This window comes from Bacteroidota bacterium (assembly GCA_016720935.1).
Lineage (GTDB): Bacteria > Bacteroidota > Bacteroidia > AKYH767-A > 2013-40CM-41-45 > JADKJP01.
Genome location: JADKJP010000004.1, coordinates 204,737 through 220,150 on the forward strand (window position 1 = coordinate 204,737; position 15,414 = coordinate 220,150).

14 protein-coding genes and 1 riboswitch are annotated in these 15,414 nt (G+C 43.0%); of the genes, 8 read left to right on the plus strand and 6 right to left on the minus strand.

Translation table 11 applies throughout. The features are described from left to right. Positions 1-98: 98 nt before the first annotated feature. The gene (locus IPP86_04885) at positions 99-1,130 is read left to right on the plus strand and encodes a c-type cytochrome (protein MBL0137853.1); all 1,032 of its coding nucleotides are present in this window, start codon (positions 99-101) and stop codon (positions 1,128-1,130) included. Between the two features lie 241 nt (positions 1,131-1,371). On the opposite strand, the gene IPP86_04890 is transcribed toward IPP86_04885, so the two are convergent. After that, entirely contained in the window at positions 1,372-2,694 is a 1,323-nt protein-coding gene (locus IPP86_04890) for an adenosylhomocysteinase (protein MBL0137854.1), read from the minus strand. A 17-nt stretch (positions 2,695-2,711) separates the two neighbouring features. On the opposite strand from IPP86_04890, the gene IPP86_04895 reads away from it, so the two are divergent. Further along, positions 2,712-3,188, plus strand: coding sequence for a hypothetical protein (locus IPP86_04895; GenBank protein ID MBL0137855.1), 477 nt, complete (start codon positions 2,712-2,714; stop codon positions 3,186-3,188). A 44-nt stretch (positions 3,189-3,232) separates the two neighbouring features. Here IPP86_04895 and IPP86_04900 read toward each other — a convergent pair whose 3' ends face one another. Continuing rightward, complete coding sequence (locus tag IPP86_04900; GenBank protein MBL0137856.1) at positions 3,233-4,816, minus strand: T9SS type A sorting domain-containing protein; 1,584 nt, start codon at positions 4,814-4,816, stop codon at positions 3,233-3,235. 172 nt (positions 4,817-4,988) lie between these two features. Between IPP86_04900 and IPP86_04905 the strand changes: the two genes are divergently transcribed. Both IPP86_04905 and IPP86_04910 read left to right on the plus strand, forming a co-directional pair. Further along, the gene (locus tag IPP86_04905; GenBank protein ID MBL0137857.1) at positions 4,989-5,621 is read left to right on the plus strand and encodes a 4'-phosphopantetheinyl transferase superfamily protein; all 633 of its coding nucleotides are present in this window, start codon (positions 4,989-4,991) and stop codon (positions 5,619-5,621) included. Positions 5,622-5,661: 40 nt separating this feature from the next. Beyond that, positions 5,662-6,411, plus strand: a complete 750-nt coding sequence (locus IPP86_04910; protein ID MBL0137858.1) for a geranylgeranylglyceryl/heptaprenylglyceryl phosphate synthase — start codon at positions 5,662-5,664, stop codon at positions 6,409-6,411. A gap of 24 nt (positions 6,412-6,435) precedes the next feature. Here the strand turns inward: IPP86_04910 and IPP86_04915 are convergent, their stop codons facing one another. Further along, on the minus strand, positions 6,436-7,359 hold the full coding sequence (locus IPP86_04915; GenBank protein MBL0137859.1) for a helix-turn-helix transcriptional regulator: 924 nt from the start codon (positions 7,357-7,359) through the stop codon (positions 6,436-6,438). Between the two features lie 243 nt (positions 7,360-7,602). On the opposite strand from IPP86_04915, the gene IPP86_04920 reads away from it, so the two are divergent. After that, entirely contained in the window at positions 7,603-8,211 is a 609-nt protein-coding gene (locus tag IPP86_04920) for a nicotinamide mononucleotide transporter (protein MBL0137860.1), read from the plus strand. Next, positions 8,208-8,735, plus strand: a complete 528-nt coding sequence (locus tag IPP86_04925) for an ATP-binding protein (protein MBL0137861.1) — start codon at positions 8,208-8,210, stop codon at positions 8,733-8,735. Before IPP86_04920 ends, IPP86_04925 begins: the two co-directional genes overlap by 4 nt. Here the strand turns inward: IPP86_04925 and IPP86_04930 are convergent. Then, positions 8,732-9,253 (minus strand): hypothetical protein, encoded by a 522-nt coding sequence (locus IPP86_04930; protein ID MBL0137862.1) that lies wholly within the window; start codon positions 9,251-9,253, stop codon positions 8,732-8,734. The genes IPP86_04925 and IPP86_04930 overlap by 4 nt on opposite strands. Positions 9,254-9,360: 107 nt before the next feature. Then, a riboswitch (TPP riboswitch) is annotated at positions 9,361-9,458 on the plus strand. A 53-nt stretch (positions 9,459-9,511) separates the two neighbouring features. On the opposite strand from IPP86_04930, the gene IPP86_04935 reads away from it, so the two are divergent. Further along, entirely contained in the window at positions 9,512-11,935 is a 2,424-nt protein-coding gene (locus IPP86_04935) for a TonB-dependent receptor (protein MBL0137863.1), read from the plus strand. Positions 11,936-12,092: 157 nt separating this feature from the next. Here the strand turns inward: IPP86_04935 and IPP86_04940 are convergent, their stop codons facing one another. Further along, positions 12,093-12,680 carry a leucine-rich repeat domain-containing protein gene (locus IPP86_04940; protein ID MBL0137864.1) on the minus strand — a complete coding sequence of 196 codons (588 nt, stop codon included), beginning with the start codon at positions 12,678-12,680 and terminating at the stop codon, positions 12,093-12,095. A 51-nt stretch (positions 12,681-12,731) separates the two neighbouring features. Then, positions 12,732-13,658 carry a bifunctional riboflavin kinase/FAD synthetase gene (locus IPP86_04945; GenBank protein MBL0137865.1) on the minus strand — a complete coding sequence of 309 codons (927 nt, stop codon included), beginning with the start codon at positions 13,656-13,658 and terminating at the stop codon, positions 12,732-12,734. A gap of 197 nt (positions 13,659-13,855) precedes the next feature. Between IPP86_04945 and icd the strand changes: the two genes are divergently transcribed. After that, entirely contained in the window at positions 13,856-15,184 is a 1,329-nt protein-coding gene (gene icd, locus IPP86_04950; protein MBL0137866.1) for an NADP-dependent isocitrate dehydrogenase, read from the plus strand. Positions 15,185-15,414 lie beyond the last annotated feature (230 nt).

Here is a 15,414-nt window from a genome sequence, read left to right on the forward strand (position 1 = left end):
TTTATTGTTCAATGGATGAATCTATTGATTGTTTGGGATATGACTCCAGTCATTCATCCTTTCAGACAAACAGGTTAATTTAGATTTGTTTTCTCTTCATGAAAAAATTATTGGTCATCGGTTTTCTTGGTATCGTGATATACGGTTGTCACGACGCGCCGCCAGAAATTGACTACAACGAACTGGACAGAAAAGCGAACGAGACACTCATCGTCGAAGCGAATAAATTTTTCAAACCACTTCCCATTCGCGAGTACCAGTATGACCGCTCGGAAATTTCCAAACAAGTCAAGCTGGGCAAAATGTTGTATTACGATCCCCGGCTTTCAAAATACGGTTCTTACTCCTGCAATTCCTGTCACAATCTTTCTACATCCGGTGTCGACAACAAACCGACCACTGTAGCCAATTCCTCCAAAGAGATTGTAAGAAATGTACCTACGGTTTTGAACGCGATGATGAATCACATCTCATCATGGGACGGCACGTTTGAAGAAAATAAAAATGAAGATGAACTGGCGATTCCTCATCAGGATATTCTTTCCAAAAGAATCGCGGAGATTCCCGACTACCATCGTTTGTTTGAAGAAGCGTTCCCGAGCGAAGACAAACCGCTCACTTTAAAAAATCTTCAGTCCGCGATTATCGCATTTGAACGTACACTCATCACTCCTTCTCCTCTCGATAAATTCCTGCAGGGAAATATTTATGCATTGTCTTATGATGAAAGAGAAGGTTTGCGGCTTTTCATCCAGACAGGTTGTACCGATTGCCATTCCGGAACTATGCTTGGCGGATCCATGGTGCGTAAATTCGGTGAGGCGCACGATTATCATCCCTTGACAGGAAGTTCACACAAAGACGAAGGTTTGAAAAACAGAACCGGCGATCTGAAGGACAAAGATAAATTCAAAGTTGCAGGACTGAGAAACATCGGCCGCACGTATCCTTATTTTCATGATGGCAGTGTGGAGTATCTGAGTACTGCTGTAAAAATCATGGCTAAAACTCAACTCGACAAGGATCTTGATGATGAGCAAATCCGACTCATTGTTACTTTTCTAAATGCACTCTCCGGCGACGTCCCTGAAGATGCCCAAAAAGCTCCGCTCAGCCTGGCGAGTTATTGATTCTGATTTCCTATCAAAATTAGTGGAATTTTTTTAGATCCAATCGTCTCCGTGTACCTCTGTGGTCAAAAGATAAATTCATTAAATAAGTATAGACTTATTTAATTCGGAAAGTGTTTTTAAAAGCCAGATTATTTTAGACACAGAGGTGCACAGAATATTTCTGAATAAAACTATTGAATAAAAAAAGAGGCGCCGGGATCAAACCCTGGCGCCTCTTTTCAAAAAGCAATCTATATTCTTAGTAACGGTAATGTTCAGATTTGAACGGACCACTTTTCTGTACACCGATATAATTTGCCTGCTCATCTGTAAGCTCATCGATTTCCACGCCGATTTTCTTCAGGTGTAAACGTGCAACTTTTTCATCCAGATGTTTAGGAAGTGTGTACACTTTGTTTTCGTATTTGCTGTGGTTCTGCCACAATTCAAGCTGAGCCATTGTCTGGTTGGTGAATGAATTGGACATTACGAAAGAAGGGTGTCCCATCGCGCAACCCAGATTCACCAGACGTCCTTCTGCAAGAACGATGATGTCTTTGCCATCAATGGTATATTTATCCACCTGTGGTTTGATAGTGTCTTTTGACGCGCCGTAGTTTTTGTTCAACCAGGCCATATCGATTTCATTATCGAAGTGACCGATGTTACAAACCACCGCGTTGTGCTTCATCGCTTTGAAGTGACGATCTTTGATGATGTTATAGTTTCCGGTTGCAGTCACAATGATGTCTGCTTCCTTCACCGCGTCATCCATCTTTTTCACTTCATAACCTTCCATCGCCGCCTGCAATGCGCAGATCGGATCGATCTCAGTAACGATTACACGTACTTTAGAATCTTTCAAAGACTCAGCGGAACCTTTACCAACATCACCAAAGCCTGCAACAACTGCAATCTTTCCGGCCATCATCAGGTCAGTAGCACGACGGATCGCGTCAACCAGTGATTCACGGCAACCGTATTTATTATCGAATTTGGATTTGGTAACCGAATCGTTGATATTGATCGCGGGAATCGGAAGTGTTCCGTTCTTCACGCGCTCGTGCAAACGGTGAACACCGGTTGTCGTTTCTTCAGAAAGTCCTTTGATGTTTTGAACGAGCTCAGGATATTTATCGAGAACCATGTTGGTCAGATCACCACCATCGTCAAGAATCATGTTCAATGGTTTGCGGTCTTCGCCAAAAAAGAGAGTCTGCTCAATACACCAGTCGAATTCCTCCGCGTTCATACCTTTCCAGGCATACACAGAAACTCCCGCAGCGGCAATCGCGGCAGCAGCATGGTCCTGAGTAGAGAAAATATTGCAGGAAGACCAGGTCACTTCAGCGCCCAGTTCCACGAGAGTTTCAATCAGGACAGCAGTCTGGATGGTCATATGCAGACAACCGGCAATACGCGCACCTTTCAAAGGTTTTTGTTTGCCATATTCTTCACGAAGAGACATCAGACCCGGCATTTCAGCCTCGGCCAGTTTAATCTCTTTACGGCCCCATTCGGCCAGGGAAATGTCTTTTACCTTGTATTTCACGAATTTGTCAACGCTAGTGGTGTTTGCCATGATTAGAATTAGGTTTTTTGGATAGTCTTGAATTTCAGGCTGCAAAGATAACCAAAGCCTCTCTTTATTCAAAGAAATCATTGGAAATCCTGGAAAGCCCCGATTTTAGGTATGAAACAAGAATTTGGGGGAAATGTTTTGATTTTGGGGGGACGAGGGGCGAGGGACGGTGGGACGGTGGGGCGATGTCATTATGTCAAAAGTGGGTCTGCCTGTTTACTCGAGAGGATATTACCAAATTTCCAAAAAGGTCTCTGCGAGATGACAAAGCTTTTACTTATCAATATCGTCCAGATCCCGCCGAACAAGCCTTGGTTCATTTAACCAAATTGGATTGGCGGGATCTGGACGATAAAATCTCATGCTATGCGCTTGTCATCTCGAAGAGAACTTTTAGGTCAGTTGAGACTAAATTGGTTTCTTATCTTAAAAACATTGGGGAAAAGGGGCGGGAGTTAGTGGAAGTGGAAGTGGAAGTGGAAGTGGAAGTTTAAAGTGGAAGTGGAAGTGGAAGTTTAAAGTGAAAGCAAAAATTGGGTTATTGATGGGATATAAAAATTTTGGAGGTCTGGGATTTTGAGTTCTTGAGGATTTGCAGGAAATAGATACCGGAACTGATTCCCCGGAGATCGAGGGTGTTTTTTTGGGTGGAGGTGGACCAGTGATGGATCAGACGGCCGGTGGGATCAATGAGTTGAATGGAAACCGGTTCAATTGGTGGACTGTTGAGTTCCACATTCAGAATTGATGAAACAGGATTGGGATAAACAACAGGTTTTTCTGAATCATCCTGAACCGTACCAATACCGACATTATTCAAACAAACATCCAGAATGAAAGCACTTGCCTGTGCAACAGAATCACAGGGCAGATGGGCGATGCTGTCATAACTGACATCCGGATTGCATTGATAAAAACCTCCGATCAATGCACGATCAGAAACTCCAAAACACATCATTCCCGGAGCAAAACCGGCCAGACTGTCTTCGTAATCAAAAAATCTTGTAAGGTTACAACTGGTGTCCAGTGTTGCCAGAAATAATTTCGCGTTACTGTTTGCTGAATAGAATGAATGATTTCCAATCGACATGGAATCGGAATATCTTCCCGACAAATAAATTCTATTTTCAAAAGTTTGAAGAATAGAAAAAGTTGGAGAAGGCGGTGTACCTATTTCCATTTCCAGAGAAAACAAAGAATCACCAAGCGGTGAATATTTTGTAATGAAATCGTAGTTCGCATCCAATGCATAAACATTCCCATGTTCATCGCCTGTTGCTTTGATCAAAGCAGTGGAAATTCCATTCTTCGCCCAGCGGATTGTACCACTCGAATCATAACAGGCGACAAAGGAAGAATTGTTCGCCGCGTTCAGCACGACACCATTTCCGAAATTCAATGTGACACTGTAATTTCCACTGATCGCGATACCATTTCCTCCTATTGCACTCAATCCATAAGGAAGCGAACCATTTGGTGTACTTGCCTGTTTTGCCCAGATCACATTTCCGGAAGGATCCATTTTCATGAGGAAGACGTCCATGGTCCCGGAGCAAATAAGAGTGTACGGTCCCAATCTGCAATATCCCCAAAAGCCACCCGTGACCAAAAGATTACCGGATTCATCAAGCTGCATCTCTCTTGTAATTTCTGATCCGTTACTTCCTCCACGAAATAACCATTGGCAGGCGCCGGTTGAAGCATTTAATTTCGCGACATAGACATCCCAGATCCCAAGAGTAGCGTAAGAAAAACCACCCAAAGAGATGCTGTCTATAAATGATCCGGAAACATAGACACTGCCATCCTGCGAATAAAGTACACGACAGGTAATGTCATTCTGATCATGTGCATACACATGGATCCATTGCAAATGCTGAGCCCCATTGAGGCAAGCGATGTAACTGTTGTATTTTTGTCCGACGATACTTTGTCCGCCCAGATTTAAACTATCCGTAAAAAATCCGGCGATAAATACATTTCCACTATCATCAGCAGCCAATCCGTTGATATAATGCTCACCGGGAAATCCCGCTCCCATGAACTGGTCACAGGAAATTTGAGCAAAAATATTTTTTGCAAAAAAGAATAAAATCAGAAATACAAAAATGCGTCTAAGCATACTCATTGAATTTAAACAAGCTTAAAATTTACGAAATAAACTCTGCAAATTACCCAACTGTTCCTGCACAGCGAATTTATACCAAATAAGTCCAATACTTTCCCCGCAACATCTTTTTTAGAAAACTGAATTGATTTGGCCTACATTTGAACCCGCAATTCTGCCTGAATTTATGCCGCTGACGTATCATCACAAGACCGACATTCTCCAACTGGGGATCTGGAAAAGTTCCGAACCCATGGAAGAGCTCGAGCAACTGGCAGGTCTGAGCGAATCAGAAATCATGCTGGTGCAAAGCTTTAAAAGCGAATTGAGAAAAAAAGAATTCCTGAGCGTACGCGCATTGCTGCACAACATGCATCCGGCTTCATCGCTGGTAATTCAATACGACGAGAATGGAAAACCCTATCTCGACAACATGCTTTCATTGTCCATATCTCACACGCAGGATTATGTCTCGGTTTTGTTCTCTCCCCTGCCCTATGTCGGCCTGGATCTGGAAACCATTCGTCCTCAGATTGAAAAGATCGCGCACAAATTTGTCAACGAAGAGGAGGCAAAATACATAGATGAAAAAAACAGGCGTCAGCACCTGCACATTCTCTGGGGCGCGAAAGAAGTTCTTTATAAAATTTACGGGAAAGGGAACGTTGATTTTCGCGGGCATTTGTCGGTAGCTCCATTCCAGTGCACCGATAAAGGAAGCACAGAAGCTACCATCAGGATGCCTGATTTTGAACGTACTTTCCTCGTTCATTTTGAAAAAACAGAAAACCGCATGCTGGCCTATGCCACCGGTGAATGATTCAAGGCTTCTTTGTATCTTCGTTTCGAACATTTAGCACATGAACCTGCTTTACAATCGTATCCTCGCCGGCCGTGCGGGTCGCAAAAAATCTCTCGCGGTACTTGTTGATCCTGACAAGACCTCTCTTGTTGCCTGCGAAAAACTCGCTCACAACGCACTCGATGCCGGAGTTGATTATTTATTTGTCGGAAGCAGTATTCTCACCCACGGCGATCTTGATGCCTGTATTTCTGTACTGAAGCAAAACTGCAATATTCCTGTGATTCTTTTTCCGGGAAATACCATGCAAATTTCCGACAAAGCCGACGCGATTCTTTTTCTTTCTCTCATCAGTGGCAGAAACGCGGAAATGCTGATTGGCAGACACGTGATCTCCGCTCCCATGCTAAAAAAAAGCGGACTGGAAATTCTTCCTACCGGATATATGCTCATTGATAGCGGCGCTCCAACATCTGTGAGTTACATGAGCAACACCTTTCCGATTCCACATGACAAGGACGATATTGCTGCATGTACTGCCATGGCCGGAGAAATGCTGGGACTAAAAATGATATATATGGATGCCGGTAGTGGCGCACGCTTTCCGGTAAGCAAATCCATGATCGCTTGTGTAAAAAACACGGTCAACACACCATTGATTGTAGGCGGAGGAATTCGTACTCCGGAAAAAGCACTTGATCAATGTAATGCCGGAGCGGATATTGTGGTGATAGGAAATGCAATAGAAAAAGATCCCGCGCTGATTGGCGAAATTGCCACTGCAATGCACGTGGAGATCTTCAAATAATCGTATTTTTTTTCCGAAAATTCTTTACACCAGCTGGCTTTTATTCTGCCTTACCGCATTCGCGTTCGAACCGAATTTCATTTTGAATCTCCTGCTGAAATAAGCCGGGTCTTTGAATCCTACACGGTGAGCGATTTCCTGGATATTATCGGGCTGGGTACGCAATAAAAACATTGCGCGTTCGAGACGCTGGTTCTCGATATAATCCTGAAGATTTTTATTGGTGAGTGATTTGAAAAACTGCCCAACATAATCTTCCGAAACATAGGCGATATTCGCGATGGTCTTGTTGGACAAATCTTTTTCCAGATTTTCCTGGATGTATTTCACAATATCCACAAGGCGGCGATCCGATAAAAATTCCAGACGGTCAGTATACTTTTTAAATTTCTCCTGTGATTCTATATACCGGCACATGTGGATCATAATTTCCTCCATGTAATTCCGGATGAGTTTATCGCGGCCGAGTTTGTTCTGTTCGTTTTCCAGCGCGATATGTTTCACAAGGAATCCGAATTCTTCATCCTTTGTAAGCGCGAAAGGAGGCATTCCTAATACTTCAAAGAAAGGAATGGCATCGTACAGCGTTACATCAAAGGCGAGAATGGTAAAAACTTCTTTCATGGAATTGAAGTCTTCCAGTCCGCTGATGGTTCTTAAAAACCTCGAACGATGATCATCATCCTTGAATCCGTCAGGACCCAAATCATGATGATTGCCGATTGCATGTTTCACATAAATCGGCTGACCGGCAGGAAAGAAATAAAAACTGTCCTGGGGCATCACCTCATTGTCGTGACCGACAAAAAGGTTTCCACGGTTCAGGTGGATGATTACATTGTGTTTGTCAAAACTTCCATTTAGTTTGACCGGATGAACCACTTCCCGAAAAGCGGTCCGGTGGAGGTCTACATTTAGGGAATCGATAAATTTGCTTAATAATGCCATAGTTAAAACCCCCGATTTAAAAAATTATTCGGCTTTGAATAATACCCCCCCCCTTGGTATAATACAAATGTATCGAACAATATTACTTAAATACAAATACTTCAGCAATTTCCTGACACAGCTATGACAAAAAGGGGCCAATAACTTAAAATTTCTTCATTATAAACCATCCCCCTCCTTGTGACCACCTTAAATAAATCCAATTTACCATAAAATGTCCTTTGGATTCGGATATTTGCTCCCGTGGACCAGTACCAAATCTTAATTTTCGGCCAGCAGATCAATATTCTGGAACTCTTGGCCATGCTCAGCGGGATCATTGCTGTTTGGCTAACCGTGAAACATTCTGTCTGGTGCTTTCCGATTGGAATCGTCAATGTCCTACTGTATGCCTGGCTCTTCTACTCACCCTCTGTACGTCTTTATGCCGATACATTACTGCAATGTATTTATGTAATTCTACTTATCTATGGATGGATCCGGTGGAACAGTAAAAAAGAGGAGAACCCTGATTTTGTGCCGGAGAACATGAGTCCAGATCAATGGAAAAAAAGCCTGCTTGTGTTTCTTGCAGGAAGCTGCCTCTTTGGTTACCTTTTTCAAAATTTCACGGACGCTTCTCTACCCTGGCTGGATTCAACGCTCACAACGGCAAGTCTTATCGCTCAATGGATGGTAGCGAAAAAGAAAATTGAAAACTGGATTATCTGGATTATCGCGAACAGTGTTTACATTCCGCTCTTCTTTTTCAAACATCTCCCACTCACCTCGCTCCTGTATTTTCTCTTTCTCATTATGGCGATTTCAGGTTATCTTCAATGGAAAAAGTTAATGCCTGCAAATCAGTCATGAACAAACGAATCAAAAGGATCGCGTTGATTGGTCCTGAATCTACAGGAAAGACAACGCTTGCAGAGCAACTCGCCAGGCATTATAAAACTGTTTGGATACCCGAATATTCGAGGAACTATGTAGAAAATCTAAACAGGAAATACACCAAAGAAGATATCCTGCTGACCATCCGGGAGCAATGCGCTGAGGAAGACAGGTTGCTGGAACAGGCCAATAAATTTCTCTTCGCGGATACAGAACCGATTCTGGCGCAAGTGTGGATGATGGATGTTTACCATGAAAAGTCCGCCGAAATCGAAAAGCTGATCCAGGAACGAGCCTATGATTTGTACCTGTTACTTTCTCCTGATTTACCCTATGTAAATGATCCTGTGCGGGAAAACCCTGCACGGCGAGATTTTTTCTTTGATTGGTATAAAAAGGAATTGGAAGAAAGACAGCTGCCCTACCGCGTGATAACAGGCACAGGAGAATCACGACTTGCTATCGCGATCAAAGAGATTGAATCACTCCGGGAAAATTAGCGGAACACGTAGCGAACAGTGACACCAAAATCAATCCACTCCGGTCCGGGATTGTAAAACTCATAATAGGGAACAACGTCGATACCGATTGTGAAGGGAGCAATTTTTTTCACCTGGTATTCTATCTGGATCGTCGCGTCAACACCGGCAGAAACAACACTTTTATCATAGTACAAAGGCTCACCGTTTCTGCGTTTGTAATAACCTTGTTTGTTGTAAGGAAAATAGGCCCCGTGTACTCCTGCGCCGTAGATAAAATCAAGAGGCAATTGCACAATCGGCATCTTGAACGGAATCTGTTTGATCAGGATGGCTTTTACAGTGTATCCCTTGGAGGCAATATTGGTATAGTAACCATCCAGGAGTAAGCCGGTCGCATTGTCGGCGTTAAAAAAGGATTTGATAGAAATCCCCGTATTGAATTTTCCCGCTCTAACACCTAATCCAAATACATACAGCTGTGCCTGAGCTGCGGAGAGGATCATCAGGAAACAAATGCACAAAAGAACTCTTTTCATAGTAAGCCGCTAAGGTTGCACAAGTTAAAAAATTACCCGTTCATGAAAAATTACTTATGAAGTATTTTGCAAAAAAAATTCAGTCAAGGAATTTTTGATACTTTTGTACCATCAAACTGGGGTGCTCCTGATCTACGGGGCTGAGATTATACCCATCGAACCTGTTCAGGGTAATGCCTGCGAAGGGAACGAGGTAAACAAATTATGGCGCGTTCACACCCCATGGTGCGTGCATTGTTCATCCTTAAATAATAAATCATGAAGAAGGTATTTTTTGCAGGCCGGCACTGCCGGAATTTGCTCCTGATCATTTTCGTTTGTCTTCAGGCAAATTCATTTGCACAACAAAACATCACCGGAGTTATCCTTGACGATGAAAACAATCAGCCTGTCGCAGGCGCTTCAATTCATATTGAAGGAACTTTCTTCACCATTCTGAGCAATGATGAAGGAAAATTTTCTTTTCTGGATTATAAAAAAGGAGAAGCCGATCTGACCATCACGCACATCTCCTATGAAACAAAAAAAATCCATGTTCTGAGTAAAGATTCACCACAAAGTATTCGCATGAGCGTGAAGAATTATTTATCGGAAGAAGTCACCATCACTGCAACACGCATGGATGGCAGAAATGGTTTCGCTTACAGCAATCAGAATAAAGAAGAACTGGAGAAGAAAAATCTAGGACAGGATTTACCCTTCCTGCTGAACATGACCCCTTCGCTTGTTGTCACTTCCGATGCCGGAAACGGTGTCGGTTATACCGGACTGCGCATCCGTGGAAGCGACGCGAGCAGGATCAATGTGACACTTAACGGAATTCCAGTGAACGACCCGGAATCTCACCAGGTGTATTGGGTGGATCTTCCTGACCTTGCTTCTTCAGCGGAAAACATCCAGGTGCAACGCGGTGTGGGAACCTCCACCAATGGCGCCGGAGCTTTCGGTGGCAGTGTAAATATTCAATCCAGCGCTTTCCAGTCGAAAGCATTCGGACAAGTGAACAGCGCTGTTGGCTCCTTTAATACATGGAAAAACACCGTCTCCTTTGGAAGCGGATTAATCGACAATAAATTTTCTATCGATGGAAGATTTTCGAAAATAAATTCGGGCGGTTATATCGACCGATCAAAAAGTGATTTGCATTCGATGTATTTATCGGGCGGATATTATGGAAAGAAAAGTTCGCTGCGCGGACTCATTTTATCCGGTAAAGAAAAAACCTACCAGGCCTGGTACGGCGTTCCTGAGGATTCTTTGAGTTCAAATCCGAGTTTCAATCCGGCAGGCTTGTATACTGATGCCGCTGGAAATATTTTGTATTACGAAAATCAAACCGACAATTATCAGCAGGACTATTACCAGTTGATTCATGCGATTGAACTCAGTCCCTCCCTGCTTTTAAATACAGCTGTTCATTACACAAAAGGAAAAGGATACTATGAAGAATACAGTGTTGGTGACGCTTTCTCCAAATACGGACTTCCTGATATTTACACTGCAACAGACACCATCAGCAGTTCTGATTTCATTCGCAGACGATGGCTCAACAACGATTTCTACGGACTCACTGCCAATCTTCATTATGAGAAAGAAAAATGGAATTTCATTCTCGGACTTTGCGCTAATGAATACGATGGAAAACATTTCGGTGAAGTGATTTGGGCAAAAGACGGATCTGTCCCTAATGGAAAACTGGAATACTACAGTGATGACGCTGTTAAAAAAGAAAGCAGCGGATTCTTAAAACTCGGCGGAACTTTTGCGCATGGAATTTATGTGTATGCAGATCTGCAGTCGCGTTTTGTTTCCTATCAATTTATCGGTTACGACAGAGACGGAAAAAATCTTCCTCAAAAAACAAACTCAGCTTTTTTTAATCCGAAAGCCGGAATGTCCTGGCAGATCAATGAAAAACAACAGTTCTGTTTGTCGGTGGCTGTTGCTCACAAAGAACCGGTTCGTGACGATTATGTGAATTCATCGCCCGATAGTCGTCCGAAAGCGGAAGCACTCACCGATCTTGAAGCTGGTTACCGTTTTAGTCTGAAGAAATTTTTTCTTTCCGCAAATTTCTATCACATGGCATACACTGACCAGCTGATTCTCACCGGAGAAATCAATGATGTCGGTGAATACACAAGACAAAATGTCGCCGACAGCTACCGACAAGGAATAGAATTTGAAGGAGGCTGGTCGGTGTCGGAGAAAGTGAAGTTGTCGGCTAATGCTACATTCAGCAAAAATAAAATCAAACATTTCGAAGAATACATCGACAACTACGACGATTATACGCAGCAAAGAAATGATTACGACAACACAGACATTTCATTTTCACCCTCACTCATCAGCGCGGGAATTATCAATTGGACACCGATAAAAAATCTCGAATTTGAATTCACCGGAAAATACATTGGCAAACAATTTCTGGACAACACCATGAATGAAAAAAGAAAGCTCGATGCTTATGTTGTCAATGACGCGAGAATTGCCTGGACCATCAAACCAAAAGGCATCAGCGAAATCGGTTTTACTCTCGCCGTCAACAACCTCTTTGATCAACGCTATTCATCGAACGGTTATACCTATAGTTATATCTACGGCGGAAGCGCTTCTACTTTTAATTACTATTTCCCGCAAGCAGGGGTGACGGTGATGTTTGGAATAAAAGCACGAATCTAGTTTCGGGATATGAGTTATGAGTTGAGAGTTAGAATTATGAATTATGAATTATGAGTGCCATAATTTCTAAGCACTAACCACTAACCTCTAAGCACTAAGCACCAACCACCAAGCACCAAGCACTAACCTCTAAGCACTAAGCACCAACCACTAAGCACTAATTCTTACAAGCGCAACTCGGCGACATATAAATCTTCGCTGTCTTCACGACAAGTGAATCGATGCGGGCTTGTTGTTCATCGGAAAAAAGAATTCCTCTTAGTTCGAGTACTTTCAGATTGCCGAGATTACCAATTTCATCGGGAACATCAGCGAGTTCATTGTCCCAGAGTTCGAGCACTTCCAGACTTTGCAGTTTACCAATGCTTGCCGGCAATGATTCAAGAACATTGCGGTTGAGTCCGAGGTATTCAAGTTTGATCAGGTTACCGATTTCTTCCGGAAGAGAATCCAGTTTGTTGTTAGCCAGATTCAATCGTTTCAATTGTGTAAGCTGTCCGATTTCAGGAGGCAAAGAATGCAACCTGTTTTTGCTCAGATCCAGTTCGCGGAGGTTTTTGAAAAGCAGAATTTCAGCCGGGAAACTATCGAGTTTTGTTTTGCTCAGGTTCAGGCGAAAAACCTGATCAGGATTTTCTTTAGCCTCTCTGATGCTACGATAAACATAGGCTGAATCTCTGAAAACCGCATGCGTCTCCTGAGCACTGGAAGTGAATACCGGTGCAAGAAGGTAAAATATGCTCAAAAGGCAGTTTTTCAGGAAATTCAATGCGATTCGTTTAGTCTCAGAAAAACGTCAGGAAAGCAATTTTGTTGCGTTCTGAAGGTCTTCCTTCATCTTTTCCTTCAATTGTTCCAGATTTTCGAAGTGCATATCACCCCGGATCCTCGTTTTTAGAAAAACAGTGATGGTTTTGCCATAAATATCTCTGTTAAAATCAAGGATATTCACTTCAGAAGTGTGTTTTTTGCCGTCGACCGTCGGCCTAGTTCCGAGATACAGCATTCCTTTATGAAGCTCTCCGTCAACTTCCACCATGACCGCGTAAATGCCATCCTCCGGAATCAATTTATACGATTCCCTGATTTTGATATTGGCAGTCGGAAAACCAAGACTGGTGCCGATTCTGTCACCTTTAATGACCTCCCCACGCAGGGTGAAATCATGTCCCAATAATTTATTTGCAGCCTCAACATCACCCAGCAAAAGGGCTTTGCGAATCTTCGTAGAACTGACAGCAACCTCATCAATAACCTGTTTCGAGATCTCTTCCAGTCTGAACCCATACATCGATGCCATTTCCTCGAGTTCTTTGTATGAGCCTTCCCGGTTTCTTCCGAAATGGTGATCATAACCAATCACCAGAGTTTTCATACCTATCTTACTGAGCAAAACATCCCGAACAAATTCCGTCGCGGAGATGCGGGAAAATTCCTTGCTGAAAGGTTGCACAATCAGATGATGGATTCCGTTTTTTTCGAGAAGAAGGGTTCTTTCCTCCATCGTGGTAATGAGCTTTAAATCACTGTCATCCGGCTGGAGAACCATCCTTGGATGAGGAAAAAATGTGAGCAAAACCGTTTCACCCTTCGTTTCCCTGGCTACATCATTCAGTCTTTGAATAATTTTATTGTGACCGGCATGAACTCCGTCGAAGGTGCCGATGGTCACCACCGCATTCTCCAGACCGGGAAACTCTTCAACTGAATTGTATACTTTCAAGGGTTAATGAATCAGGGAGCAAAAATAAGATTCCCCATGAAACTACGGGTATATCCGGAAAGGAGGTTTTTAGCGTCCGTTCAGACAGCAGCCTCATTTTGCAAATATTGGCCTTTCTCCGGTTCCTATGACTATTTCCATTTCAAGGATACTTTGAAATGATTATTTTCGCCCTCCATTTTTAATATATCAATACTATGTCAGGAAATAAAATTACCATGTCGGGCGGAAAGTTAACGGTTCCCGATCAACCTATTATTCCATTTATTGAAGGCGATGGCACCGGTCCGGATATCTGGCGTGCTTCTGTGCGTGTTTTGGATGCAGCGGTAGAAAAAGCGTATGCAGGCAAAAAGAAGATTGAATGGAAAGAAGTTCTTGCCGGTGAAAAATCGTTCAAGAAAACAGGAAACTGGTTGCCCGATGAAACGCTCGACGCATTCAAAGAATATCTCGTTGGTATTAAAGGTCCGCTGACAACTCCTGTTGGCGGAGGTATCCGTTCCCTCAATGTGGCATTACGTCAGATTCTTGATTTGTACGTTTGTCTGCGTCCCGTGCGTTGGTTTGAAGGTGTTCCTTCTCCGGTGAAAAATCCGGGTGCTGTTGACATGGTTATTTTCCGTGAGAACACAGAAGATATCTACGCGGGAATTGAATTTGTTGCCGGTTCACCGGAAGCACAAAAGGTTTTGGATTTTATCGCGAAAGAATTTCCGAAAGATTTCAATAAGATTCGTTTTGGTACAGAAGAAAAAGGCAAAGGCTTTTTACAGGCTGCCGGTTCTTCAGATAGCACAGCGGTTGCCGTTGGAATCGGTATTAAACCGGTTTCAAAAATTGGTTCCGAGCGTTTGATCAGCTCAGCGATCGATTACGCGATTCTTCACAAAAAGAAATCGGTGACCATCGTTCACAAAGGCAATATCATGAAATACACTGAAGGTGCATTCCGTGACTGGGGCTATGCTGTCGCTGAAAAGAAATATGGCGACAAGGTTTACACATGGTCGACCTGGGAGAAAACTAAAAAAGAAAAAGGTGAAGCTGCAGCTAATGAAGAACAAAAAGCGGCTTTGGCAGCAGGAAGAATTCTTGTGAAAGATTCCATTGCTGACATCACTCTGCAACAGGTACTCACTCGTCCGGAAGATTTTGATGTGATCGCAACACTCAATCTGAATGGAGATTACCTCAGTGACGCATTGGCTGCACAAGTTGGTGGAATCGGTATTGCTCCGGGAGCGAATATCAACTATGTGACCGGACATGCGATCTTCGAAGCTACTCACGGTACAGCGCCAAAATATGCGGATCAGGACAAAGTAAATCCGGGTTCAGTAATTCTTTCCGGAGCGATGATGCTGGAACACCTCGGATGGATCGAAGCCGCTAACCTTATCTACAAGAGCATGGAAAAAAGCATCGCGAAGAAACGTGTTACTTACGATTTCGAACGCCAGATGCAGGGAGCTACACTGCTGAAATGCTCTGAATTCGGAGATGAATTAATCAGCAATATGTAATTTATCCTTCCTTATTTTTTTAAGAGCCTCGCGAATGCGGGGCTTTTTTTTTAGAGACAGGGGGCGAGGGACGGGTGACGGGGGATGAACGATTAGGCAGGAGAGAGAAAATATAACAATGAAATGGCCCATTCAAAAATAAACAATACTCAAGAAGTTTTCTCGAAACCTAATAACCTAATAACTCAATAACTCAATAACTTAGTAACTTAATAACTCAATAACAAATC